Genomic DNA, 24,057 nt, shown 5'->3' with positions numbered 1-24,057 from the left:
GGCACGAGCCGGTCCGGTCCACCCGGCTCCGGGTCAGACGAGCCGCTTGACCATCCGGGTATTGCCGAGTGTGTTCGGCTTCACGCGGGCCAGGTCGAGGAACTCGGCGACGCCCTCGTCGTGCGAGCGCACCAGTTCGGCGTAGACCCGCGGGTCCACCGTTTCGGAGCCCATGTCGCTGAAGCCGTGCCGGGCGAAGAACGGCACCTCGAAGGTCAGGCAGAACAGGCGGCTGAGTCCGAGCTCGCGGGCATCCGCTTCGAGCCGGTCCATCAGTGCGTGGCCGACGCCGCGGCCCAGCCAGTCGGCGGTCACGGCGAGAGTGCGCACCTCGCCGAGGTCTTCCCACATCACGTGCAGGGCGCCGCAGCCGATCAGGTTGCCGTCGGCATCTTCGACCACCCGGAATTCCTGCACGGCCTCGTAGAAGACGACGCTTTCCTTGCCGAGCAGGATGCGCTCCTGCACCAGCGGCGCGACGATGGCCTGGATGCGGGGCACGTCGGTGGTGCGTGCCCGGCGAACCGAATACTCCTGCATCTGTCGCCGACCGGCCTTTCCTGCTGATTCATCCCGCACCATCAATCTCCCAGTCTAGGAACCAATTCGACGGAGATTTTGCCGGATATGCCCATTTCCGGCCCAAAACAGGGTTGTAGAAGCAAAATCTCCGTCGAATTGGTGAGGGACGGAACGTGGAAAGGGGCGGGCGAGAACGCAGAAGGGCCCGGCGGATGCTCCGCCGGGCCCTTCTGAACGGGGTTGCGCTAGTCGCTGGTCACCGCGAGGTCGGGCGAGCCCGGCCCCGTGCCGATCGCGGCCGTCGTGTTGACCCCGACCCCGACCGCTGAGGCGCGAACGGTCGTGGTGAAGACGTACTCCCCGCCCACGTAGTCCACGTGCACGTGGTCGCCGGCGTTGAGCTCGCCCTGCAGGATCTTCTCTGACAGGCGGTCCTCCACCTCGCGCTGGATCGCGCGGCGCAGCGGCCGGGCACCCAGTGCGGGGTCGAAGCCGACCTCGATCAGGTGTTCCTTCACCGCGAGGGTCAGGTCCACCGTCATGTCGCGGTCGAGCAGACGCTCGCCCAGCCGCTTGATGAACAGGTCCACGATCTGCAGCAGTTCCGGCTTGGTCAGCTGCGGGAAGACGATGACCTCGTCCACGCGGTTGAGGAACTCGGGCTTGAAGTGCTTCTTCAGCTCTTCCTTGACCTTGCCGCTCATCCGGTCGTAGCTGGTGGCCGTGTCGCCCTCGAGCTGGAAACCGACGGGCGCGCCGCTGATGTCCTTGGTGCCGAGGTTCGTGGTCATGATGATCACGGTGTTCTTGAAGTCGATGACGCGACCCTGGCCATCCGTCAACCGGCCCTCTTCCAGAATCTGGAGGAGGGAGTTGAAGATGTCGGGGTGGGCCTTCTCGATCTCGTCGAACAGCACCACGGAGAACGGCTTGCGGCGCACCTTCTCGGTGAGCTGGCCGCCCTCTTCGAAGCCGACGAACCCGGGAGGGGCGCCGAACAGTCGGGACACGGTGTGCTTCTCGCCGTACTCACTCATGTCGAGCGAGATCATGGCGGCCTCGTCGTCGAAGAGGAACTCGGCGAGCGCCTTAGCCAGCTCGGTCTTGCCGACGCCGGTGGGGCCGGCGAAGATGAACGAACCGCTCGGGCGCTTCGGGTCCTTCAGGCCGGCACGGGTGCGGCGGATGGTCTTGGCGAGCGCCGAGATGGCCTCCTCCTGACCGATGACGCGCTGGTGCAGGGCCTTCTCCATGAAGACGAGCCGCGAGGACTCCTCTTCGGTGAGCTTGAAGACGGGGATGCCGGTCGCCTGGGCCAGGACCTCGGCGATCAGTCCTTCGTCGACGACGGCGGTGGTCTTGACGTCGCCCGACTTCCACTTCTTCTCGAGGCGCAGCCGCTCGCCGAGGAGGTTCTTCTCCTCGTCGCGCAGGCCGGCGGCCTTCTCGAAGTCCTGCTCCTCGATCGCGGTCTCCTTGGCGGCGCGCACCACGGCGATCTTCTCGTCGAATTCGCGCAGCTCGGGCGGGCTCGACAGGATCGACAGGCGCAGGCGGGCGCCGGCCTCGTCAATCAGGTCGATGGCCTTGTCCGGCAGGAACCGGTCGGACACGTAGCGGTCGGCGAGGTTCGCCGCGGCCACGAGGGCGCCGTCGGTGATGGACACCTTGTGGTGCGCCTCGTACCGGTCGCGCAGCCCCTTGAGGATGTTGATCGTGTGGGGCAGAGACGGCTCGGCGACCTGGATCGGCTGGAAGCGGCGCTCGAGCGCGGCATCCTTCTCAAAGTGCTTGCGGTACTCGTCGATCGTGGTGGCACCGATGGTCTGCAGCTCGCCGCGGGCGAGGAGAGGCTTCAGGATGCTGGCCGCGTCGATCGCGCCCTCGGCGGCACCGGCACCGACGAGGGTGTGGATCTCGTCGATGAAGATGATGATGTCGCCGCGGGTGCGGATCTCCTTGGTGACCTTCTTCAGGCGTTCCTCGAAGTCACCGCGGTAGCGGCTGCCGGCGATGAGCGAGCCGAGGTCGAGCGAGTAGAGCTGCTTGTCCTTCAGCGTCTCGGGCACATCGCCCTTGACAATGGCCTGGGCGAGGCCCTCGACGACGGCCGTCTTGCCGACGCCGGGCTCACCGATCAGAACCGGGTTGTTCTTGGACCTGCGGGACAGGATCTGCATGACCCGTTCGATCTCTTTCTCGCGCCCGATGACCGGGTCGAGTTTGTTGTCGCGGGCGGCCTGCGTCAGGTTCCGGCCGAACTGGTCGAGAATCTGGCTGCCCGCCGGACCGCTCGCCTGCTCGTTCGCGCCGACCTGCACCTGCTCCTTGCCCTGGTATCCAGACAGGAGCTGGATGACCTGCTGGCGCACCCGGTTGAGCTCGGCGCCGAGCTTAACGAGCACCTGGGCGGCAACGCCTTCACCCTCGCGGATGAGGCCGAGCAGAATGTGCTCGGTACCGATGTAGTTGTGGCCGAGCTGCAGCGCCTCGCGCAGACTCAATTCGAGCACCTTCTTAGCGCGCGGCGTGAACGGGATGTGCCCGGTCGGCTGCTGCTGGCCCTGGCCGATGATGTCCTGCACCTGCTCGCGCACGGCGTCGAGGGATATGCCCAAGCTCTCGAGGGCCTTGGCGGCGACACCCTCGCCTTCGTGGATCAGGCCGAGCAGGATGTGCTCGGTACCGATGTAGTTGTGGTTGAGCATCTTGGCCTCTTCCTGGGCCAAAACGACGACGCGACGAGCTCGGTCGGTAAATCTCTCAAACATGTGATCGCTCCCTTGGCGCCAGGGCAGTTGTGGCGCCGATACATCGAGAGTAACGAGGGAACCCTGAAATGCATGCCTCTGTTCGCCGCAGGCGTGACGGATGTCGCCGCGCACCCGCCGAGGCACCCGCCGCCGCGCCCGCCGCCGCGGCCCCGAGGCACCCGCCGAGACATGGCCGAGAGATCGCCGAGTTCGACCGTTGCGGCCGAGTTCGCCAGGCATGCCGGGCGAACTCGACCGGAAGTGGCGAGCTCGGCGGTGCGCGGGTACGGGGGGCGGCATGGGCAGGGGTGCGGCGTGGGCAGGGGGCGGGCGACATGGGCAGGCGTGACGGATGTCGCCGCGCACCCGCCGAGGCACCCGCCGTCGCGGCTCATAGGCACCCGCCGTCGCGGCTCATAGGTACCCGCCGCCGCGGCCGGCCGCGCGCTCCTTACGCATCGACCGGCGAGCGCAATAATGACTCCGAACGGTGGCGGGGAACGCGCCCCGGGGGGCCATGACAATCGCAGGCGAGAGGCGGAGGCAGTGGACCGGACCGGAAGTCCCGAAGCGGAAAGCACGGCTGCGGCGGAAAGCACGGAAGCGGCGCTNCCCCCCCCCCCCCCCCCCCCCCCCCCCCCCCCCCCCCCCCCCCCCCCCCCCCCCCCCCCCCCCCCCCCCCCCCCCCCCCCCCCCCCCCCCCCCCCCCCCCCCCCCCCCCCCCCCCCCCCCCCCCCCCCCCCCGCACTCCTCCCCCTTCCCGCCACCGATGGCGCGCGTTCCTGGCGGTGCTGCTGGTCACCGTCGGCGTTCTGCTGGCGCCGGTCGCCGTGGTGGCCCACTGGACCCGCAACGTGGTGACTGACACCAACACGTTCGTGGCCACCGTTGCGCCGCTGGCCGACGATCCCGCATTCCAGGCCTACCTGGTCGATGAGATCGTCACCGTCGTCGACGAGAAGGTCGATATCCAGGGGGTGACGAAAGACCTCTTCGACGGGCTCTCGAGCCTCAACCTGCCGCCCCGGGCGCAGGACGCCCTCGCCCTGCTGGAGGCGCCGGCCGTGCGCGGAGTGGAATCCCTCATCCGTTCCGGCGCCGAGCGGGTCGTCACCTCGGATGCGTTCGCGCAGGTCTGGGAGGAAGCCCTGCGGCTCAGCCACACCCAGATCGTCGCGGCGCTGGAGGGCGAGACCTCCTCCGCGCTCGTGATCAGCGGCACCGGCGAGGTCGGGATCCAGCTCGGGCCGATCATCGCCGAGGTGAAGAAGCAGCTTGTGGCGCAGGGCTTCGGCCTGGCCGCGAACATCCCGGAGGTCGATCGCACGATCCCGATCGCGCAGGCGGATGCCCTCGTGCAGGCCCGAACCGCGTACCAGCTCCTCGACGTTCTCGGCGCCGTGCTGCCCTGGGTGAGCCTGCTGTTGATCGCCGCCGGCGTGCTCGTGGCCAGGCGCAAGTCGCGCGCCCTGATCTGGGCGGGCGTGACTCTCGGTCTCTCGATGGCTCTGCTGGCCGCGGGGATCTCCGTCGGCCGCATCCTCTTCGTCAACGCTATATCGCCCGCCGATCTGCCGGCCGACCTCGCCGGCACCGTCTATGACGCGCTCGTGCCGCTCGTGCCGCTCGTGTACGCCACCGCGCTGTCGGTGGGCCTGGCCGCGGTGACCGTCGCCGTGGTCGCGTACCTGGCCGGCCCGTTCCGCGGGGCGATCGCCGTTCGTCGCCTGACCCGCGACGGGGCCCGAAGCCTGCGCGGCTCCGCCGCGCGGAGCGGCGTGACCACCGGGCGGGCTGGCGTCTGGCTCTACCGGGCCCGGCGCTACATCCGGGCAGCGGTCGGCGTGGCGGCCGCCGCGGTCGCGATCTTCTGGCGACCGCTCACCCCGGCCGTGATCATCTGGACCGCGTGCTCGCCCTTCTGGTGGTGCTGCTGCTCGAGCTGCTGCAGCGCCCGCCGGACGAGGTGCCGCCCCTCACTCCCGACGCGCCGACGGAACCGACCGACCTGACCGAGACGGCCGAAATACCGGCTGAGGGTGTCACGGTTGGAGCGGGGCCGGTGGGCTCAGAGGCCGTCGGCTCCGGGCCGCCCCCGCCCAGCCGCGACGACGTCGACTAGCCCGCACCCGGCACGGCACTGCACATCGGCCTACGAGGGCACGCCCGCCCCGAAGGTGGCGGTCACGGAGTACCGCTCGCCCAGAATGTGGCTGCAACGCAGTTCAACGGCGGCTCCGCGCTGGTAGCCGATTCTCTCGATCCGAAAAATAGGGGCTCCGGGGGCGCAGCCGAGACGTTCGACGTCCAGAGCCGAGGCGGTGTCGGCGCGTAGCTCCTCAACCCCGCCGTCCACGGTGATGCCACATCGCTCGCGCAGCTCCTTGTAGAGCGCGGTTGCGGCGAAGTCGACGCTCAGGAGCGGGCGGACCCGGTCAGCGGGGAGCCAGACGTGATCGACCGCGAACGGCTCCTCGTCTGCGAGACGCAATCGAGACAATTTGAACAACTCCTGGGCCGGCGGCAGCGAGAGGCGTTCGGCGACGGCCGGATCGGTGACCAGCCGGCGCTCCAGAACAACGCTGCGCTGGGTCATCCCGGATTCCTGCACGGATGCGAACAGGCTGTAGACCGGGCCGAAGGCGCTGCCCAGGCCGCCCACGATCACCCGGGGCTTCCTGCCCCTCTGAGCGGTAACCGACCCCGTCTCCCTGAGCGGGCGAAGGGCGCTGCGGATCGTACCCCGGCTGACGCCATAGGTCGCGGCCAGTTCCAGCTCACCGGGGAATCCGTCCGCGAATTCTCCCCGGGCAACGCGAACCGCGAGGTCCGCGCCGATGCTCTCCCAGAGCGGCCTGCGCGGGGCCGATTCAGACGGATCATGAGCGCGTGCGCCTGGCTGGGCAGGTGCTGCCACGGCTGTCCTTTCTCACTAAATGTCTATACATTGTAAATGTCTCATCAAAATCCGGGAGGGCGACGACCATGGCATCTGCGCAACCCAAGAACGCGTCGTCGGGCTCCCGCCGACGCGGCCTTGTCTACCTGATCGCCGGCGCTGTCGCGATTGTAGTCGTCCTCGGGGTCGGCTTCGCGGCCCAGTCCGGCACGGCAGAGCAGGCATCGCCCCCAGCCGGCGCCGACGAGCAAGGCTCCGAACCGGCCTTCGACATGTCCCGTCGAATTGACGGCGATCCGACGGCGCGGGGTGACACGGATGCCCCGGTGGTGCTGGTCGAGTATTCGGACTACCGCTGCCCGTTCTGCGCCGTCTTCGCCCGAGAGACCCTCCCGCTGCTCATCGGCGAATATGCTGATTCGGGCCAGGTGCGCATCGAATGGCGGGATCTCACGGTCTTCGGCCAGGAGTCCATTGACGCCGCCGTTGCGGGACGGGCAGCCGGGGCGCAGGGCCTGTTCTGGGAGTTCAACGAGGCGACGTTCCGGGATGCCCCCGAGAGAGCCCACCTCGCCCTGCCGCGGGAGCGTCTGCTCCAGATCGGCCGCGACATCGGAGTGCCTGACATGGCTCGTTTCGAGAGCGACCTGGCCGACCCCGCGCTACTGGCGGCTGTCACCAGGGACACCGACGAGGCTCGCTCGTTCGGCGCGACCGGAACACCGCTGTTTCTCGTCAACGACACGCCCATTTCCGGCGCCCAACCCGTCGAGGCCTTCCGCCAGGCCATTGATCGAGAACTCGCCGAAGCCGCCGAATAATGGATATCGGTTACGCCGGCGCGCTGATCGGCGGGGTCCTGACCCTGCTCAGCCCCTGCTCGGTCCTGCTCCTTCCCGCGTTTTTCGCCTACGCGTTCTCGACGCCGACGAAGCTCCTGGCCCGCACGGGACTCTTCTACCTGGGGCTGATCACCACACTCGTGCCGATCGGTGTCCTCGCCGGCACGCTCGGAGCGTTTTTGACGCAGAACCGCGCCGGGTTCGTGGCCGTCGCCGCATCCCTCGTGATCGCCCTCGGACTGGTCCAGCTCATCGGCATCAGGCTTCCGGCGTTCGCCAGGGACGGGGGCGGTGAGGGCACCTCCTCGGCCTCGGTCTTCCTCCTGGGATCGGTCTACGGGGTGGCCGGGGTGTGCGCGGGCCCCATTCTCGGATCGGTCCTCACGGTTGCCGCCGTCGGCGGAAACGCCGCCTACGGCGGCATCCTGCTGGCGATCTATGCGCTGGGAATGACCGTGCCCCTGTTCGTGCTGGCGCTGGTTTGGAACCGCCTGAGGATCGCGGAGCGCGGCTGGCTGCGGCCGCGAATGGTGCGGATCGGACGCTGGCAGAATTCGTGGCTGCTGGTCGTGTCCGGCCTGCTCTCGATCGGAATCGGAGCACTCCTCCTGCTGACCGAGGGCACGGCCGGACTCGGTGGCATCCTGACCATCGGCGAGCAGTTCGCCGCCGAGTCCTTCGTGCTGAACGCCTCCTCGGGCGTCTCCAATCTCGTCTTCGGCCTGGCGGCCATCGTGGCACTGATCATCATCGCCGTGATCTTCTTCGTGCGCGGCCGGCAACCGGCAGCTCCGGCGCGAGCCACAGAGCAGGCCGAACCCGGGCGATCAGCAGAGCCGATCGCCCGGTGACGAGTGCCAAGGGGCTCCTACTGCACCGCGGAGGTCAGCCGGGCGAGGTTGTCGAGCACCGTGGAGCGCAGCGGCTGCTTCATCCACTCCTCGAGGGTCAGTTCGCGGCTGTCGGCGCGGTAGCCGTCCTGCACCGCGCGCAGTTGCTGCACGAATGAGCGGCCGCGCACCATCATCGACACCTCGAAGTTGAGGCTGAACGAGCGCATGTCCATGTTGCTCGACCCGATCACGGCCACCTCGTCGTCGATCGTGAAGTGCTTGGCGTGCAGCACGTACGGCGCCTTGTACATGAAGATCTTCACGCCGGCCCGCAGGAGTTCCTCGTAGTAGGAGCGCTGCGCGTGGTAGACGAGGGCCTGGTCGGCGACCTCGGACACGAACAGTTCCACGTTCAGCCCGCGCTGGGTCGCGGTCGTGATCGCGTACAGGATCGATTCGTCCGGCACGAAGTACGGGCTCGTGATGATGATGCTGTCCTGGGCGTAGTAGAGCAGCGCCAGGAACAGCCGCAGGTTGTTCTCGCCCTCGAACCCGGGCCCACTGGGCACCACCTGACAGTCCAGCGAATGCGGAACGACCTCGGTCGACACCGGCTGGATATCGCGGGTGAGCAGGTCGTTCGTCTCGCTGTACCAGTCCGTGATGAAGATCGCGTTGAGTCCGGAGACGATCGGCCCCTCGACCCGTGTCATGAGGTCTTTCCACTGCAGTCCGCGACGGATGTTGGCGGGCATGTTGTAGCTGCGGTCGATGACGTTCTGTGACCCCATGTACCCGACCGTGCCGTCCACGATCAGCAGCTTGCGATGGTTGCGCAGGTCGGGACGCTGCCATTTGCCCTTCAGCGGCTGCAGCGGCAGCAGCAGCTCCCACTTCACTCCGGAGGCGGTGAGCCGGTTCAGCGTCGCCCGGTAGCCGGGCTTCCGCATGGACTGGATGTGGTCCATCAGCACGCGCACCGTGACGCCGCGCTTGACCGCGTTCTCGAGGGCGTCGAAGAACGGCGCCGTGGTCCTGTCGAGCGAGAAAATGTAGAACTCGACGTGCACGAAATTGCGCGCCTGGTCGATGTCGGTGACCATCTCGGCGAAAGTGCCCTCGTAGTCACCGAGCAGCCGGGCCTCGTTGCCGCCGACCAGCGGCATGGACCCCAGCGTGCGGTTGAGTTCGACGACCGATTCCAGCCACGGCGGCCACGGATGGTCGCGGCGCACCTGGTCGATGCCCTCGGTGCTGTCGAGGATGAACTGGTTGATCTCCTCCTGCATCTCCAGGCGCTTCCTCGGCAGGGTACGGTAGCCGATCATCAGGAAGAGCAGTGCGCCGATGAACGGCAGGAAGAAGATCGCGAGCAGCCAGGCCATCCCGGAGGTCGGCCGTCGGTTGCGGGGCACGACGATGATCGCAACGACACGGATGGCGAAATCGACCACCAGGGCGATCACCAGGATGACGGTCGAGACATCGATGCCGAACATGCGGTGCTAGGTGACCGGCTTGTCGAGCCCGAGCTTGGCGCGCTCTTCCGCCTCGATCCGGGCGTATACCTTACGTTCCGTTCGGTCGGCACGCAGGATGGACCGCATGATCACCCAGAAAATGAGCCCGACCAGAATGGTGGGCAGGAGCGACCAGAATGCGCTGACCCAGAAGTTGTCCATAGTCCCTCCAACGATACGGGAAAACGGTGGGCGAGGGCACAGGTCCACGGGGCTGTTCGGCTCGACCCGGGGGCTTTGTGAAGTGTTGATGGCTAAGCTTGCCCGGTGCCAGAAGGAGGACGGATACCGAAGCCCCGCGCGGCGTTGACGACCGCCACGAGCCGCGGCCTGGTCCTCGATCTGATCCGGTCGGCGGGGCCGATCAGCCGGGTCGAACTGGCCGAACGCACGGGTTTCACCCAGGCGACCATGTCCACCGTGGTGCGGCAGTTGATCCGGGAGGGCCTGGTGCGGGAGGCCGGCAGGAGCGAGTCCACCGGCGGCAAGCCGCGGGTGCTGCTCGAGGTCGACCCGGACGCCCGCTTCGCCGTCGGAATCCAGCTCGGCGCGGACTTCATCACCTTCGTGGTCACGAACCTGAGCGGGGCTCTGGTGGGAGGCACCCGCATCCGTGGGGTCGGGCCTAGCGATCCCGACCTCACGGTGGCACGGATGGCCGCCCAGGTCGACGCGCTCCTCACCGGGCTGGGCGTCGCGCCCGGCCGCGTGGTCGGCATCGGGATCGCGGCCCCGGGCCCGCTGGACCTTGATTCCGGGAGCCTGCTCGCCCCTCCGACCCTGGCGGCCTGGCGCGACTTCCCGATCCGAGACGCGGTCCGGCGCGCGACCGGGTTTCCGGTCACCATCGACAATGACGCGACCGCGGCTGCCATCGGCGAGTTCTGGAGCGGCTCCATCGCCGGCACGGCGGCGCACTGCACGGTCTACATGGGCGCCGGGATCGGATCGGGCATCGTGCTCGGCGGCACTGTCTACCGCGGCGCCAGCTCGAACGCCGGCGAGATCGGCCAGCTCTGGGTGAGCGCCCCCGACGGGGCGGGACCGGGAGCCACCGTGGAGGACCTCGCCGGGCCGAAGGCGATCGCGGCCAGCGCGCGGGCCGGTCTCGCCGAGGGACGCCGGTCGGCCGTTGAGCTGTCCCCCGAGGGAGACCCGTTCCTCGACTTCGAGCTCGTCGCCGCGGCCGCCGTCGACGGCGACCCGTTCGCCCTGGAGCTGATCACCCGGTCGGCCGACCACCTGGCCACGGCCATCGTCGCGGTCGCCAACATCCTCGACCTGGACTCGATCGTGCTGGCCGGCCCCTCCTTCGCCACGGCCGGCCCGCTCTACCTCGTTGCGGCCGAGCGCCGCCTGGCGGAGGGGTTCTTCGCCCGGGCGCGGCACCGCGTGCAGGTGCGCCTCTCCGCCCACGTCGCAGACGCCGCCGCCGTCGGCGCGGCCGCCCTCATCCTGCACCAGGAGCTCGCCCCGCACTCCGCCGGGCAGACCGCCCCGCGGGCGCGGCGACTTCCTATTTGACCAGGATGCCGTAGAGGCCGGTGACGACCAGGTACAGGCCGATGCCGCCGCCGATGATCCAGACCACGATCCGGTTCCGCGAGGGCCCGTTCCGCCGGGGCCAGCCGGATTCGGTGGGCTCGCCGGGCGCGGGGGTGCCGGAGGCGGGCGTGTGGGGGTTCGGCGTGCCGGAGGCGGGCGTGTGGGGGTTCGGCGTGTCGGAGGGCGTGATGCTCATGCGTCCATCATTTCACCAACGGGAACAGAATGGTCTCCCGGATGCCGAGGCCGGACAACGCCATCAGCAGGCGGTCGATGCCCATGCCCATGCCGCCGGTGGGCGGCATCCCGTACTCGAGGGCGCGCAGGAATTCCTCGTCCAGGCGCATCGCCTCCGGGTCTCCGCCGGCCGCGAGACGGGCCTGCTCGATGAAGCGCTCCCGCTGCACGACCGGGTCGACGAGCTCGGAGTAGCCGGTGGCCAGTTCGAAGCCGCGCACGTAGAGGTCCCACTTCTCGACCACGCCGGCGGTCTCCCGGTGGCCGCGCACGAGCGGGCTGGTGTCGATCGGGAAGTCCATCACGAACGTGGGGCGGGTCAGTCCGCCCTTCACGAAGTGCTCCCACAGTTCCTCGACGTACTTGCCGTGGATGGGGTGGTCGATCTCCAGGCCCTCCCGGTCGGCCAGCGTCTGGAGCTCGGCGAGCGGGGTTTCGGATGAGATGAGGTAGCCGACGGCCGCGGACAGGCTGTCGTACATGCCGATCCGGTCCCAGTCGCCGCTGAGGTCGAACTCGGTGCCGTCGGCCCAGGTCACCACATGCGAGCCGGCGATGGCCAGCGCGGCATCCTGGATCAGGGTCTGGGTGAGGTCGGCGATGGAGTTGTAGTCGCCGTATGCCTCATAGGCCTCGAGCATCGCGAACTCGGGCGAGTGGGTGGAGTCGGCGCCCTCGTTGCGGAAGTTGCGGTTGATCTCATAGACCCGGTCGATGCCGCCGACGACGGCTCGCTTGAGGAACAGCTCGGGGGCGATCCGCAGGTACAGGTCCGTGTCGAACGCGTTGCTGTGCGTCGTGAAGGGGCGGGCGGATGCGCCGCCGTGCATGACCTGCAGCATCGGCGTCTCGATCTCGATGAAATTGCGCTCGGTGAAGGTGCGGCGCAGGCTCGCGACCGTCTGCGAGCGCTGCACGACGCTGCGGCGGGCCTGTTCGCGGCTGATCAGGTCGAGGTACCGGCTGCGCACCCGGGTCTCCTCGCTGAGCTCGGTGTGCAGGTTGGGAAGCGGCAGCAGCGCCTTCGCGGCGACCTGCCACTCCGCCGCCATGATCGACAGCTCACCGCGGCGGGAGGAGATGACCTCGCCGGAGACGAACAGGTGGTCGCCCAGGTCGACGAGGTCCTTCCAGGCGGCGAGGGACTCCTCGCCCACCTCGCTGAGGGAGACCATGACCTGGATGCGGGTGCCGTCGCCGGACTGGAGACTGGCGAAGCAGAGCTTTCCGGTGTTGCGCAGGTGCACGACGCGGCCGGCGAGGCCGACGGTGACGCCGGTGACGGCATCCGCTTCGAGGTCGCCGAAGCGCGCGCGGACGGCCGGGATCGTGTCGGTCACGGGCACCGACACCGGGTAGGCACCCCCGCCGGGGCCGGTCGCGGCGGCGTTCAAGCGGTCACGCTTGGCCAGGCGCACGAGCTTCTGCTCGTTGCTTTCGGCCTCCGCTGCTGCGGCTGCCGCGGCGTTCTCGGCGTCGGTCGGTTCGGGGTTCTGCTGCTCGCTCATGCGGTTCTCCGTCTAGGGGATGTCCAGGGCCACGTTGTCGATCAGTCGGGTGTTCCCGACCAGCGCCGCGACCAGCATCCGGGCCGGCCCGACGTGGTCGGCGCCGACCGGAAGGAAAGTCCGCGGATCCACGACAACGAGATAGTCCAGTTTAACCAGCGGCTGAACGTCGATCCGCGCGTGGGCCGCGGCCAGCGCGGCGGCGACGCCCTGGGGGGCAGCGGATGCCGCCGCGTCGAGACCGGCGCTCAGCGACCGTGCGGCCAGGCGCTGGGCGGGATCGAGGTTGCGGTTGCGGCTGGAGAGGGCCAGTCCGCCCTCTTCGCGCACGATCGGCACGATCTCGAGGGCGAGCCGGAAGTCGAGGTCGGCCAGCATCCGTTCGACCAGGAAGACCTGCTGGGCATCCTTCTGGCCGAAGACGGCCAGGTCGGGGCCGACGATGTTGAACAGCTTCGCCACCACGGTGAGCATGCCGTCGAAGTGGCCGGGGCGCGCGGCGCCCTCGTACAGCGCGCCCACGGCGCCGGCGGTGACCCGGGTGGAGGCTGCGCCCGCCGGGTACATCACCTGGCTGGTCGGGGCGAAGACGAAGTCAACGCCCTCCTCGGCCAGGGCGGCGACGTCCGCGTCCAGGGTGCGCGGGTAGGTGTTCAGGTCCTCTCCCGCCCCGAATTGCAGCGGGTTCACGAAAATGGAGACCACGACGATGTCCCCCCGGCTGCGGGCGCGGCGCACCAGGGTCAGGTGGCCGGCGTGCAGGGCGCCCATGGTCGGCACCAGGACGATCCGCGCGTCGCCGGGAACGGCCCGCTCCCGTGCGGAGGCCAAGCGGCTCCGCAACTCGTCGATGCTGGTGATTACTTCTGGTGTGGTGAGCACGTTCACTCGTCCTCCGGTGTGTTGCGGTTGAATCATTCGTCGAAATCGTCGCGGTCGTCGGGCCGGTCAGGGGGGTCGAGTCCGGCCGGACCCCCGAGCCCCTCGAGGTGCGAGAGGTCGAGCCGGTCGGGGCTGGTGCGGGCCAGCGCATTCTCCATCGCCGAGCGCATCAGGGGGGCGATCACGGCCCCCGGATGTTCGATCCCGATCCCCGAGAGCAGCCCGGTGGCCTGCTCCACGATCGAGGTGGAGAACGCGGTCGCGGTCTCCACGGCCTCGGCGTACCGGGCCCGGTCGGCCTCCGCGACGATCACGGGCTCGCCGCCCATCTCCACGACGAGGGCCTGCCCGATCGGCAGCACCGGGGTCGGCGCGGTCACGGCGAAGTAGGTGTCGGCCAGACGGGCCAGGTCGATGCTGGTGCCGGTGAAGCTCATGGCCGGGTGAATGGCCAGGGGGATGGCGCCGCCGGCCTGCGCCGGCGCCAGCACCGCGGTGCCGTAGCGCGCCGAGGTGTGCAGCACGAGTTGTCCGGCCTGCCAGGTGCCGGTTGCGGCGAGCCCGCTGACCAGGCTCTCCAGCTGGGCGTCCGGTACCGCGATGATGACCAGTTCGCTGCGCTCGACCAGTTCGCGCACGCTGAGGATCGGCACGAACGGAAGGATGGCCTCCGCCCGGTCGCGGCTGGCCTGGGAGATCGCGGAGATTCCGACGATGGCGTGGCCGGCGCCGGCGAGGGCGGCGCCGAGGATGGGGCCGACGTGGCCGGCCCCGATGATGCCGATTCCGAGGCGGCCGGGACGCTGGCTCATTCGAGGGCTCCGTTCGGGAGGTTCCAGTGGTGGGTGGTGTCCGCTTGGGCGGACGTGATCGCTCCGGACGAGACCTGCTCGAACAACGCCACGGCTTCGCCCGCGTCGAGCACGCTGAGGGTCGCCACCACCGGTCCGGCGACGGTGTGCAGGCGCGCGGAGGCGAGGCGCAGCATCCGTTCGACCGGGCCCTGGTTGATGCCCACGCTCTGCAGCCGGGCCAGAGGAACGAGGATCAGCTCCCGGGAGAGCACGCCGCGGCGGAGCAGGGCGACCCCCTCGGAGAGGGCGTAGCCGGTGCGGCGCCAGGAGAACGGCAGCAGCCAGGCGGCGCGGCGCGGCGCGTTCGTGAAGCCGTCGTCGCCCCCCGTGGAGCGGAGCCCCCGCTCGATCAGGGCCTGCTGAGGCGCGGAGTCGAACCCCGGCAGGATCAGTTCGAGTACCCGGGCGACGTCGGCGAGCGTGCCCACCGGCAGCGTCGTGGTGTCGGCCTCGCCGCCGGCGCCCTTGTTCGTGGAGTGGCCGGCCGTGTTGATGTGCACCTGCCACCAGCCGAACGGGCGCCAGAGGATGGGCTGGGAGACACGGATGGCGTGGATGCGGCCCGGCGGCAGGGTCTCGTTGCTGGTGGTCAGCAGGCCGAACCCGACCCGCACGCCGTCGGCGGTGCCGGCGATGCTGTAGCGCAGCGACCTGGTGACGCGGGAAAAGTAGAAGCTGACGCTCGCGATCAGGCCCGGCAGGATGACCACGAGCAGCCAGCCGCCGGTGTCGGCGGTCCAGCCGAAGACGGCCAGGGCGATGGCCGCCAGGACCAGGAAGACCGTGAACCTGCTGAAGAGGACGGAGCCGATCAGCCGTCCGGGCGGGATCCGCACGACGGATTCCGGCGGCGCCGCGTCGGGGTCAAGCTCGGGAGCGAAGAAGTCGGCGGCCCGGTGGGCGGCGAACGCGCCGAGCCCGGCCGGGGTTCCCGCGCCGGGGACCACGGCGGCGGCACCCTCGAGGGGAGCGGCGGCGCCCGGCTGCACCGGCGCGGGCTGCCGCAGACCTGACGCGAGGCGAAGGATGTCCCGGCGCAGCTGGTCCGCGTTGGCCGACCCCAGGTAGGCGAGCTGCACGTTCGCGTCCTGGCCGGCCACGCTCACCTCGAGCTTCGCGGCTCCGAACAGGCGCGGCACGAAGGGGCGCACGATGTTGACGCCCTGGATCCGGTCGAGGCGGGCACGGCGGTTGCTGCGGAAGACCAGGCCGCTGCGCACCTCGACCACCTCGCCGGTGACCCGGAAGGTGTGCATGCGCCAGGACAGGTAGAAGCCCGCCAGGATCGCGATCAGCACGGCCGTGAGTCCGAGCAGGGCCCAGCCGACGGCGCCGCGCTCGAGGATCTCGTCGATCGGGTCACCGCCGTAGCGTGGAACCCCCAGGAAGAAGTCGACCAGGCGTTCGCGCAGGTTCGCGACGATGAAGCCGAGCACCGCGACGATGAAGATTCCGCCGCGCAGCAGGGGGCTGGCCGGGTGCAGCCGGTGCCACTCCCCGTCGGCCAGCTCGGTCACAGTCCGGCCCGACGGCTCTCGGCCAGTTCGACGAGAGCGTCGCGCAGGCTCTCCGCATCCGCCTCGGTGAGCCCGGGGATGAGGACTCCGGAAGAGGCGGCGGCCGTCACGAACTTGAGGTCGGCGAGTCCCAGCCGGCGCGCGATCGGTCCGCGGGTGATGTCGACCAGCTGCATCCGCCCGTAGGGAACCGACACGAACCGGGTGAACATGATGCCCCGCCGGAAGAGCAGGTCGTCCTGGCGCAGCTGGTAGCCGATGGCGCGCACCCGGCGCGGTTCGAACGCGACCGTGACCGCCGTGATCACGATGATGGCCGCGAGCAGGTACGGCGCCCACTGCACGTCCGCGACCAGCCACAGCGCGGAGGCTGCGGCGCACAGGGCCAGGCCGAAGAGCACCGTCCCGACGATCTCCACCACCACGTACCTGGGCGAGACGCGCTTCCACTCACCCGCCTCGGGCAGGTCCAGTCGTCCGGCGGTCTCAGGCACGTATTCCGCCCTGCTCGTCGTCCTCGTCGTCCGGGGGGAGCGTGCAGAAGTGCTCGGCGACGAGACAGAGGGTCAGCAGGATCGCGGCCCCGAGCGCCATCCCGAGTGCGGACCAGACCGACGTTGCCGCCGGCATCACGGACCGGGTCAGGGCGTAGAGCACGATGCCGAGGCCGAAGCCGAGCATCAGCGCCCCGCTCAGCGCTGAGGCCTTCGCCAGGACGGCAACGCGCATGGCGAGGAAGGGGTTGACGTGCCGGCGCACCTTGCCCCGGGTCGCCTGCCGGATCGGCCACGCCAGCGCCACCACGGCGATGGCGATTCCGACCAGGGCCACCGGCAGCGTGGCCGGGGGCAGGACCATCGCGGCCCCGGTCGCCGCCGAGGTGATTTCGACCAGGAAGCCGACGACCAGGCCCAGCATGGTCAGGGCGATGACGGGTGTCGCGCGGGTGCGCTTCACCGGGCGCCGCCGATGTCGTGCGGCAGACGGTAGGGCCGCACCGTGGAGCCGACGGCGGCGAGCAACGCGCGCACCGTGCCGTGCCCCGGCAGGACGGCCTCGGGGTCGAGGTCCAGCCACGGGGCCAGCACGAAGTCGCGCTCCCAGGCCCGAGGGTGCGGGAGGGTCAGGCGGGCGTCATCGATTTCGAGGTCGTCGAAGGCGATGATGTCGATGTCCAGGGTGCGATCACCCCACCACTCGGCGCGCACCCGGCCGTGGTCGTTCTCGATGGCGTTCACGGCGTCCAGCAGGGTGTGCGGGTCGCCGTCGTAACGGATGCCCACCACCAGGTTGAGGTACCGGGGCGCGTTCTCGTCGACGCCGTGCGGCTTCACCGCGACCGATTCGTACACCGGGGACACGGCGGTCAGCTCGAGCCCGTGAATCCCGGCCAGCTCGTTCACGGCCGCCGCGAGGGTGGCCGCCCGGTCGCCGAGGTTGCTCCCGAGGGCCAGCAGCGCCGGCTGCCCGCTCATTCGCGGGTCCGCAGGATCTGCACCGCGACATCCGTGAACGGCACGGAGATCGGCGCCTGCGGCTTGTGCACCGTCACCTGCACCCGCTCGGCCACGTCGTGGGCCAGGACCACGGCGGCGATGCGCTCGGCCACGGTTTCGATCAGGTCGACCGGGTTGTGCCGGGCTGCATCGGTGACCTCGACGGCGAGTTCGCCGTAGTGGATGGTCTGGGTCACGTCGTCGGACGCCGCGGCCCGCTGCAGGTCGAGCCAGACCGTCACGTCGATGACGAAGTCCTGACCGTTCTCACGCTCGAAGTCGTAGACGCCGTGATGCGCGTTGACTCGGAGCCCGGTCAACGTGATGGAGTCGCTTCTCATAGTTCCATTGTGGCCGAGTCGACCAGTGCGAGCACGTTCAGTGCCGTGCGCGTCGCCGCGACGTCGTGCACGCGAACCGCCCAGGCGCCGGCCTGGGCCGCCAGCACGCTGACCACCGCGGTCGGCAGGTCGCGCTCGGAGAGGCCGACGTCGGCGGGGAGCGCCCCGGCCAGGAACCGTTTCCGGGACGCGCCCACCATCACGGGAAGCCCCAGGTCGGCGAAGGACGTCAGGTGCGCGAGCAGTTGCCAGTTGTGCTCGGGCAGTTTCGAGAAGCCCAGACCGGGGTCGAGCACGATGTTGCCCCGCAGCACGCCGGCCTCGGTGAGCGCCTCCACCCGGGCGGAGAGTTCGGCGCGCACGTCGGCGACGACATCGCCGTACCGGGCCAGCGCGTCCATCTTCCGGGCGTGTCCGCGCCAGTGCATGGCCACGTAGGTGAGCCCGCTGTCCGCAGCGACGGATGCCATCACCGGGTCGGCCAGTCCCCCGGAGACGTCATTGATGACGCTCGCGCCGGCGGCGGCGGCCGCCGCGGCGGTGCCGGAGTTGAGGGTGTCCACACTGATCCGGAGACCCTGGCGGGCCAGTTCGGTGATCACCGGGATGATCCGGGATTGCTCCTCGGCGGGCGAGACGCGGCCGGCGCCGGGGCGAGTGGACTCGCCGCCCACATCGATCAAATCGGCCCCCTCGCCCGTGAGCGCGAGGGCGTGGGCGATGGCGGCATCCGTGGAGGCCCACTTCCCGCCGTCGCTGAAGGAGTCCGGGGTGACGTTGAGCACCCCCATCACCAGGGTCCTCGGCGGGGTCGGCGCCGACGAATGCGGGGGCGTCACCGCCCGGCCCCGATCAGGGCCATGATCTCGGCGCGCGCGGCGGGCTCGGACAGCTCGCCGCGGCTGGCCATGGTGACGGTCGAGCTGGCGGACTGCCTCGGGCCGCGGGCGGTCACGCAGCCGTGCACGGCGTCGAGGACCACGAGCACCCCGCGCGGCCGGAGCCCCGTGTGCAGGGCCTCGGCGATTTCCTCGGTCAGCCGCTCCTGCAGCTGGGGCCGGGTGGCCAGGGTGTCGACCACGGCGGGCAGCTTGCCCAGCCCGACGACGCGTTCGTCGGGCAGGTAGGCGAGGTGGGCGGTGCCGAGGAACGGCAGCAGGTGGTGTTCGCAGACCGACCGGAAGGCGATGTCCCGCAGCAGCACGAGCTCGCCCGTGTGGGGTCCCACCGGGATGGTGTCGCGCAGGTGGTCGACCGGGTCGACGTCGAGCCCCGCGAAGAATTCAGCGTAGGACTCCGCTACCCGCCGGGGCGTCGCCTCGAGCCCCGGCCGGGCGACATCCTCGCCGATTGCGGCGATGATCTCGGCGACCGCGGCTTCGATCCGCGCCCTGTCTACTGCCACCGGCGCGACCTAGGCGGTGGCGGGACGGGGGCTGCGGGCCGGCGTGCGGGCCGGCTTGCTCGCGACGGCGTCGCCGTCGAGCACGCCGGTCGGGGCGGAGATCTTGGGTGCCGGCATCGGGATGGGAGGCTGGTCGGAGACGGGGCGCTTGTCGCTGGACAGCCACTGCGGCCGGGTCGGGAGCTTGACGACGCCCTCGAAGATATCGGCCAGCGCGTGCTGGTCGAGCGTTTCGTGCTCGAGCAGCGCCGCGGCCAGCCGGTCCAGGATCTCCCGGTTGGTGTTCAGCACCTCGTAGGCCTCGTCGTGCGCGTCTTCGAGGAGCTGGCGCACCTCGGCGTCGACGCTCTCGGCGACCCTTTCGGAGTAGTCGCGCTGGTGGCCCATGTCGCGGCCGAGGAAGACCTCACCGGATCCCTGGCCCAGCTTGAGCGGGCCGACGGCCGAACTCATCCCGAACTCGGTGACCATCTTGCGGGCTGTGGACGTGGCCTTCTCGATGTCATTCGAGGCGCCGGTGGTGGGGTCGTGGAAGATGATCTCCTCGGCCACCCGGCCGCCCATGGCGTAGGCGAGCTGGTCGAGCAACTCATTGCGCGTGACGGAGTAGCGGTCTTCGACCGGCATCACCATCGTGTAGCCGAGGGCGCGACCGCGGGGCAGGATCGTGATCTTCGTCACCGGGTCGGTGTTGCGCATCGCGGTCGCGACCAGCGCGTGGCCGCCCTCGTGGTACGCGGTGATCAGTTTTTCCTTGTCGCGCATGACCCGGCTGCGGCGCTGCGGACCCGCCATCACCCGGTCGACGGCCTCGTCCAGGGCGCGGTTGTCGATCAGCTGGGCGTTGGAGCGGGCCGTCAGCAAGGCGGCCTCGTTCAGCACGTTGGCCAGGTCGGCGCCGGTGAAGCCGGGAGTCTTGCGGGCCAGCACCTCGAGGTCGACGCCGGGGGCCATGGGCTTGCCCTTGGAGTGCACCTCGAGGATGCGCTTGCGTCCGAGCATGTCGGGGGCGTCCACGCCGATCTGACGGTCGAACCGGCCGGGGCGCAGCAGCGCCGGGTCGAGGATGTCCGGACGGTTCGTCGCAGCGATCAGGATGACGTTGGCCTTGACGTCGAAGCCGTCCATCTCGACCAGGAGCTGGTTGAGGGTCTGCTCACGCTCGTCGTGACCGCCGCCCATGCCGGCGCCGCGGTGGCGCCCGACGGCGTCGATTTCGTCGATGAAGATGATGGCCGGGGCATTTTCCTTGGCCTGCTGGAACAGGTCGCGCACGCGGCTCGCGCCGACGCCGACGAACATCTCGACGAAGTCGGAACCGGAAATGGCGTAGAAGGGCACGTTGGCCTCACCGGCCACGGCGCGGGCGAGGAGAGTCTTTCCGGTGCCGGGAGGGCCGTAGAGCAGAACGCCCTTCGGGATGCGCGCGCCGACGGCCTGGAACTTGGCCGGTTCCTTGAGGAAGTCCTTGATCTCTTCGAGTTCTTCGATCGCCTCGTCGGCGCCCGCGACATCCGCGAACGTGACCTGGGGGCTCTCCTTGGAGACGAGCTTGGCCTTGGACTTGCCGAACTGCATGACCTTGTTGCCCCCTCCCTGCATGCCGGAGAGCATCAACCAGAAGAACACGCCGATCAGCAGCAGCGGCAACAGGATCCCGAGCAGGGACAGGAACCAGCTCGATTTGGGCACCTCGTCGGTGAAACCGTTCTTCGGGTCTGCGTTCGTGACGGCGGTGATGATCTCCTCGCCGCGCGGGGCGACGTAGTAGAACTGCACCTCGCTGCCGAGTTTCGGATCGGCCTTGGTCAGGGTCAGGTCGACGCGCTGCTCGCCGTCGACGATCTTGGCCTCGGAGACCTTCCCGTCCTTGAGGAACTCGAGCCCCTGTTGGGTCGAAATCTCTTTGAATCCCGACATGGTAATGAGGCTCGACCCTACCCAGACGGCAACAAATGCCAGCAGAATGTAGAGGAGCGGCCCGCGCAGTAGCTTCTTGACGTTCATCGTGGTCACAGGCTACCTTGCCGCCACTGAGCGGGAACCGTGTGTTCGCCCAAAGCGCTATGTGTGTCAGCGCCAGGGTGTCAGCGCTCCGTGCGGGTCAGGCGTAGATGTGCGGGGCGAGCACGCCGACCGAGCGCAGGTTGCGGTAGCGCTCGTCAAAGTCGAGGCCGTAGCCGACGACGAACTGGTTCGGGATGTCGAATCCGAGGTACTTCACGTCGATGTCGACGCGAGCCGCGGCGGGCTTCCGCAGCAGCGCGCAGATCTCGACGGATTCGGGTCCGCGCGACTTGAGGTTGGCGAGCAGCCAGGAGAGCGTCAGCCCGGAGTCGATGATGTCCTCGACGATCAGGACGTTCCGCCCGTGCAGGTCGGTGTCAAGGTCCTTGAGGATGCGGACGACGCCGCTGGACTGCGTGCCGGAGCCGTAGGAGCTCACCGCCATCCAGTCCATCGTGATCGGGTGCACGAGTTCGCGGGCCAGATCCGCCATGACCATGACCGCGCCCTTGAGAACGCCGACCAGCAGCAGGTCCTTGCCGGCGTAGTCCTTCTCGATCACGCGACACAGCTCGGCGAGCCTGGCCCGGATCTGCTCCTCATCGATCAGAATCTCGGTGAGGTCGCCTTCAATGTCGCGGGGTTCCATGGGAGCGGGATGTTCCTTTGCTTGGAGTGTGTCCAGGCGCGGCGAAAATCAGCCAACCGTCCTGCCGTACAACTCTAACGCCTGGCAGGTCCAGCGCCTTCTGTCCGTGCCAGTCGGTGACCAGCCGAAGCGCGGCCAGCGTGTGCACCCGTTCCAGGGATGCGCCGAATTCGCGCTCTACCGCGAAACGGATGATCCGCTGCCGCAGCGCGGGCGGGTTCGCTTCCAGCCCGCTCACCGCCAGCCGCACGCCGCCCGTACTTAGTTCGCAGAGCTCCTCGGCCCGCTGCCGGGCCAGGTCGTCCAGGGCGCCGGAGTCCTCCCTCAGGTGGTCGGCCGTGCGCGCGAGCGCCTCGGCGACGCCCGGGCCCAGTTCGTCCTCGAGCAGCGGCAGCACGGTGTGCCGCACCCGCACCCGCGCGAATCTTCGATCGAGATTATGGGGGTCCTGCCAGGGCGTCAGTCCGACGTCGAGGCAGAACCGGCGCGTCACGGCTCGGCGAATGCCCAGCAGCGGCCGCAGGAACGGCCCGCTGACGGCGCTCATCCCCTGCAGGCTGGTCGGGCCGGAGCCCCGCGCCAGCCCGAGCAGCACGGTCTCGGCCTGGTCGTCGAGGGTGTGGCCGAGCAGCACGTGGCTCGCACCGGTCTCCGCCAGCGCCCGGTCGAACGCCGCGTACCGCGCCTGGCGGGCGGAGGCCTCCGGCCCGCCGGCACCCGCGCCTTCGTCGACGGTGACCCGCAGGGTGAGCACCGGGTCGAGGCCGAGCGCACCGGCCTGACGGGCCGCCTCGGCGGCGACCTCGGCCGAGCCGGCCTGCAGCGCGTGGTCGACGATGACCGCCCCGGCGCCCAGGCCGGCGCGCGACGCCTCGAAGGCGGTGGCGGCGGCGAGGGCGAGCGAGTCGGCTCCCCCGCTCAGCCCGACCAGCACGAGACCGGCCTCGGGGAGCAGCTCACGCACCATCCGCCGCACATCGGCGATGGCCGGGCTGAGCCTCGGACGGCGGGGGGACTCCATCCAGTAACGTTAGCGGCAGACTTTGATCAAGGGAGAAACAGGCCATGGCCGCATACGACGCAGTAATCGAAATCCCCCGTGGGAGCCGTAACAAGTACGAGGTCGACCACGAGACCGGCCGGGTCTACCTGGACCGGGTGCTCTACACGAGCTTCGTCTACCCGACCGACTACGGCTTCTTCGAGAACACCCTCGGCCTGGACGGCGACCCGGTCGACGTTCTCGTGCTGCTCGACTTCCCGCTCTTTCCGGGCGTCGGGCTCTCCGTGCGTCCGGTCGGCGTGTTCAACATGACGGATGACGGCGGCTCAGACGCGAAGGTCATCGCCGTTCCGGCCGGCGACCCGCGCTGGGACCACATCCAGGATGTCAAGGACATCCCGGAGTACACGCGCAAGGAAATCGAGCACTTCTTCGAGCACTACAAGGACCTCGAACCCGGCAAGTGGGTCAAGACCGAGGGCTGGGGCGACGCCGCCGAAGCCGACCAGATCGTGCGCGACGGGATCGAGAAGCTGGCGACCGAGGGCCACTAGCCTCCGCTCCTCCAACACCCACACACACTCGCCGAACCGTGAGAAAAGCCCCTTCCCGGAGTCCGGGAAGGGGCTTTTCTCACGGTTCGGCGTAGAAGGGCCGGCCGGATGAGGGGTCGGGGTCAGCCGGTGGGCCGGCCGACGTACGGGGCTACGTCCCCGGGCGACCAGATGCTGTGGATGCGCACCGGCTTGCCGACGTCCGGAGCCTCGAGCACCTGCCCGCCGCCCACGTAGATGGCCACGTGGTAGTAGTCGCCGCCGCCGCCCCAGAAGACGAGGTCGCCGCGCTGAACCTGGCTGAACGACACCAGCCGGCCCTGGTTGGCCATCGTGCGGTACTGCGCGGTCGCCGAATGCGGCCCGACGTAGACGCCGGCCGCACCGTAGGCGGCCTTGGTCAGGCCGGAGCAGTCCCAGACGTCGGGACCGGATCCGCCCAGTTGGTAGCGGTCGCCGAGCTGCTGACGGGCGAAGTTCAGTGCCGTGTCGACGGCGCTCGCGTTGGGGGTCGGTGCCGAGGCGGCCGGCTGAGCCGGCGCAGGTGCGGGTGCCGGCGCAGGTGCCGGCGCAGGTGCGGGTGCCGGCGCAGGAGCAGGAGCCGGCGCAGGAGCCGGAGCAGCCGGCTTAGCCGCAGCGGGAGCCGGCTGGGCGGCCGGCGCCGGACGGACGGCCGCTGCGGGTGCCTGG

25 protein-coding genes are annotated in these 24,057 nt (G+C 69.6%); 5 read left to right on the top strand and 20 right to left on the bottom strand.

Annotated features, from left to right (window positions below; genetic code table 11):
• Nucleotides 1-33: 33 nt before the first annotated feature.
• On the bottom strand, nt 34-540 hold the full coding sequence (locus tag E3O49_RS08455; RefSeq protein ID WP_134366856.1) for an amino-acid N-acetyltransferase: 507 nt from the start codon (nt 538-540) through the stop codon (nt 34-36).
• A gap of 227 nt (nt 541-767) precedes the next feature.
• A complete protein-coding gene (locus E3O49_RS08450) occupies nt 768-3,293 on the bottom strand; it encodes an ATP-dependent Clp protease ATP-binding subunit (protein WP_134451355.1) in 2,526 nt (841 codons plus the stop codon).
• Nucleotides 3,294-4,063: 770 nt separating this feature from the next.
• On the opposite strand from E3O49_RS08450, the gene E3O49_RS08445 reads away from it, so the two are divergent.
• The gene (locus E3O49_RS08445; protein WP_134403053.1) at nt 4,064-5,287 is read left to right on the top strand and encodes a hypothetical protein; all 1,224 of its coding nucleotides are present in this window, start codon (nt 4,064-4,066) and stop codon (nt 5,285-5,287) included.
• A 140-nt stretch (nt 5,288-5,427) separates the two neighbouring features.
• Here the strand turns inward: E3O49_RS08445 and E3O49_RS08435 are convergent, their stop codons facing one another.
• Entirely contained in the window at nt 5,428-6,192 is a 765-nt protein-coding gene (locus E3O49_RS08435) for a GntR family transcriptional regulator (protein ID WP_241976073.1), read from the bottom strand.
• Nucleotides 6,193-6,260: 68 nt separating this feature from the next.
• Between E3O49_RS08435 and E3O49_RS08430 the strand changes: the two genes are divergently transcribed.
• A complete protein-coding gene (locus E3O49_RS08430) occupies nt 6,261-6,995 on the top strand; it encodes a DsbA family protein (RefSeq protein WP_134451353.1) in 735 nt (244 codons plus the stop codon).
• Nucleotides 6,995-7,867, top strand: coding sequence for a cytochrome c biogenesis CcdA family protein (locus E3O49_RS08425; protein WP_134366834.1), 873 nt, complete (start codon nt 6,995-6,997; stop codon nt 7,865-7,867). Before E3O49_RS08430 ends, E3O49_RS08425 begins: the two co-directional genes overlap by 1 nt.
• A 17-nt stretch (nt 7,868-7,884) precedes the next feature.
• On the opposite strand, the gene cls is transcribed toward E3O49_RS08425, so the two are convergent.
• Nucleotides 7,885-9,348, bottom strand: a complete 1,464-nt coding sequence (cls, locus tag E3O49_RS08420; protein ID WP_134366835.1) for a cardiolipin synthase — start codon at nt 9,346-9,348, stop codon at nt 7,885-7,887.
• Between the two features lie 6 nt (nt 9,349-9,354).
• Nucleotides 9,355-9,531: a hypothetical protein gene (locus E3O49_RS16690; protein WP_166787168.1), complete on the bottom strand. Its 177-nt coding sequence runs from the start codon at nt 9,529-9,531 to the stop codon at nt 9,355-9,357.
• 105 nt (nt 9,532-9,636) lie between these two features.
• Between E3O49_RS16690 and E3O49_RS08415 the strand changes: the two genes are divergently transcribed.
• Nucleotides 9,637-10,893 (top strand): ROK family transcriptional regulator, encoded by a 1,257-nt coding sequence (locus tag E3O49_RS08415; protein ID WP_241976075.1) that lies wholly within the window; start codon nt 9,637-9,639, stop codon nt 10,891-10,893.
• On the opposite strand, the gene E3O49_RS08410 is transcribed toward E3O49_RS08415, so the two are convergent.
• The 14 genes from E3O49_RS08410 to tilS all read right to left on the bottom strand — a co-directional run bounded on the left by E3O49_RS08410 (nt 10,886) and on the right by tilS (nt 22,831).
• Nucleotides 10,886-11,110, bottom strand: coding sequence for a hypothetical protein (locus tag E3O49_RS08410; RefSeq protein WP_134366836.1), 225 nt, complete (start codon nt 11,108-11,110; stop codon nt 10,886-10,888). The two genes, E3O49_RS08415 and E3O49_RS08410, sit on opposite strands and share 8 nt — an antisense overlap.
• A 7-nt stretch (nt 11,111-11,117) precedes the next feature.
• Nucleotides 11,118-12,659 carry a lysine--tRNA ligase gene (gene lysS, locus E3O49_RS08405; RefSeq protein ID WP_134403054.1) on the bottom strand — a complete coding sequence of 514 codons (1,542 nt, stop codon included), beginning with the start codon at nt 12,657-12,659 and terminating at the stop codon, nt 11,118-11,120.
• Between the two features lie 12 nt (nt 12,660-12,671).
• Entirely contained in the window at nt 12,672-13,541 is an 870-nt protein-coding gene (gene panC / locus E3O49_RS08400) for a pantoate--beta-alanine ligase (RefSeq protein ID WP_241981074.1), read from the bottom strand.
• A 32-nt stretch (nt 13,542-13,573) separates the two neighbouring features.
• Complete coding sequence (locus tag E3O49_RS08395; protein ID WP_134451351.1) at nt 13,574-14,353, bottom strand: Rossmann-like and DUF2520 domain-containing protein; 780 nt, start codon at nt 14,351-14,353, stop codon at nt 13,574-13,576.
• A complete protein-coding gene (locus tag E3O49_RS08390) occupies nt 14,350-15,912 on the bottom strand; it encodes a PH domain-containing protein (RefSeq protein WP_134366840.1) in 1,563 nt (520 codons plus the stop codon). Before E3O49_RS08390 ends, E3O49_RS08395 begins: the two co-directional genes overlap by 4 nt.
• Nucleotides 15,909-16,406 (bottom strand): PH domain-containing protein, encoded by a 498-nt coding sequence (locus E3O49_RS08385; RefSeq protein WP_134366841.1) that lies wholly within the window; start codon nt 16,404-16,406, stop codon nt 15,909-15,911. Before E3O49_RS08385 ends, E3O49_RS08390 begins: the two co-directional genes overlap by 4 nt.
• Nucleotides 16,399-16,869: a DUF3180 domain-containing protein gene (locus tag E3O49_RS08380; RefSeq protein ID WP_134366842.1), complete on the bottom strand. Its 471-nt coding sequence runs from the start codon at nt 16,867-16,869 to the stop codon at nt 16,399-16,401. The genes E3O49_RS08385 and E3O49_RS08380 overlap by 8 nt, the downstream gene beginning before the upstream one ends.
• On the bottom strand, nt 16,866-17,387 hold the full coding sequence (gene folK / locus E3O49_RS08375; protein WP_134366843.1) for a 2-amino-4-hydroxy-6-hydroxymethyldihydropteridine diphosphokinase: 522 nt from the start codon (nt 17,385-17,387) through the stop codon (nt 16,866-16,868). The genes E3O49_RS08380 and folK overlap by 4 nt, the downstream gene beginning before the upstream one ends.
• Complete coding sequence (gene folB, locus E3O49_RS08370; RefSeq protein WP_134366844.1) at nt 17,384-17,749, bottom strand: dihydroneopterin aldolase; 366 nt, start codon at nt 17,747-17,749, stop codon at nt 17,384-17,386. The genes folK and folB overlap by 4 nt, the downstream gene beginning before the upstream one ends.
• The gene (gene folP, locus E3O49_RS08365) at nt 17,746-18,540 is read right to left on the bottom strand and encodes a dihydropteroate synthase (protein WP_134366845.1); all 795 of its coding nucleotides are present in this window, start codon (nt 18,538-18,540) and stop codon (nt 17,746-17,748) included. Before folP ends, folB begins: the two co-directional genes overlap by 4 nt.
• Before the next feature lie 44 nt (nt 18,541-18,584).
• Nucleotides 18,585-19,154 carry a GTP cyclohydrolase I FolE gene (gene folE / locus E3O49_RS08360; RefSeq protein ID WP_134366846.1) on the bottom strand — a complete coding sequence of 190 codons (570 nt, stop codon included), beginning with the start codon at nt 19,152-19,154 and terminating at the stop codon, nt 18,585-18,587.
• A gap of 9 nt (nt 19,155-19,163) precedes the next feature.
• Nucleotides 19,164-21,161, bottom strand: coding sequence for an ATP-dependent zinc metalloprotease FtsH (gene ftsH / locus E3O49_RS08355; RefSeq protein ID WP_134366847.1), 1,998 nt, complete (start codon nt 21,159-21,161; stop codon nt 19,164-19,166).
• A 97-nt stretch (nt 21,162-21,258) separates the two neighbouring features.
• A complete protein-coding gene (gene hpt, locus E3O49_RS08350) occupies nt 21,259-21,810 on the bottom strand; it encodes a hypoxanthine phosphoribosyltransferase (protein WP_134366848.1) in 552 nt (183 codons plus the stop codon).
• Nucleotides 21,791-22,831: a tRNA lysidine(34) synthetase TilS gene (tilS, locus tag E3O49_RS08345; protein ID WP_134366849.1), complete on the bottom strand. Its 1,041-nt coding sequence runs from the start codon at nt 22,829-22,831 to the stop codon at nt 21,791-21,793. The genes hpt and tilS overlap by 20 nt, the downstream gene beginning before the upstream one ends.
• 44 nt (nt 22,832-22,875) lie before the next feature.
• Between tilS and ppa the strand changes: the two genes are divergently transcribed.
• Complete coding sequence (gene ppa / locus E3O49_RS08340) at nt 22,876-23,367, top strand: inorganic diphosphatase (RefSeq protein WP_134366850.1); 492 nt, start codon at nt 22,876-22,878, stop codon at nt 23,365-23,367.
• Between the two features lie 122 nt (nt 23,368-23,489).
• Here the strand turns inward: ppa and E3O49_RS08335 are convergent.
• On the bottom strand, nt 23,490-24,057 hold a 568-nt coding region (locus tag E3O49_RS08335; protein WP_174235692.1), incomplete at its 5' end, for a C40 family peptidase.

Source organism: Cryobacterium shii, assembly GCF_004402595.1.
GTDB classification, from domain to species: Bacteria; Actinomycetota; Actinomycetes; order Actinomycetales; family Microbacteriaceae; genus Cryobacterium; species Cryobacterium shii.
The sequence above is the reverse complement of the archived record's forward strand: the minus strand, read 5'-3'. Positions and strand labels throughout refer to the sequence as shown.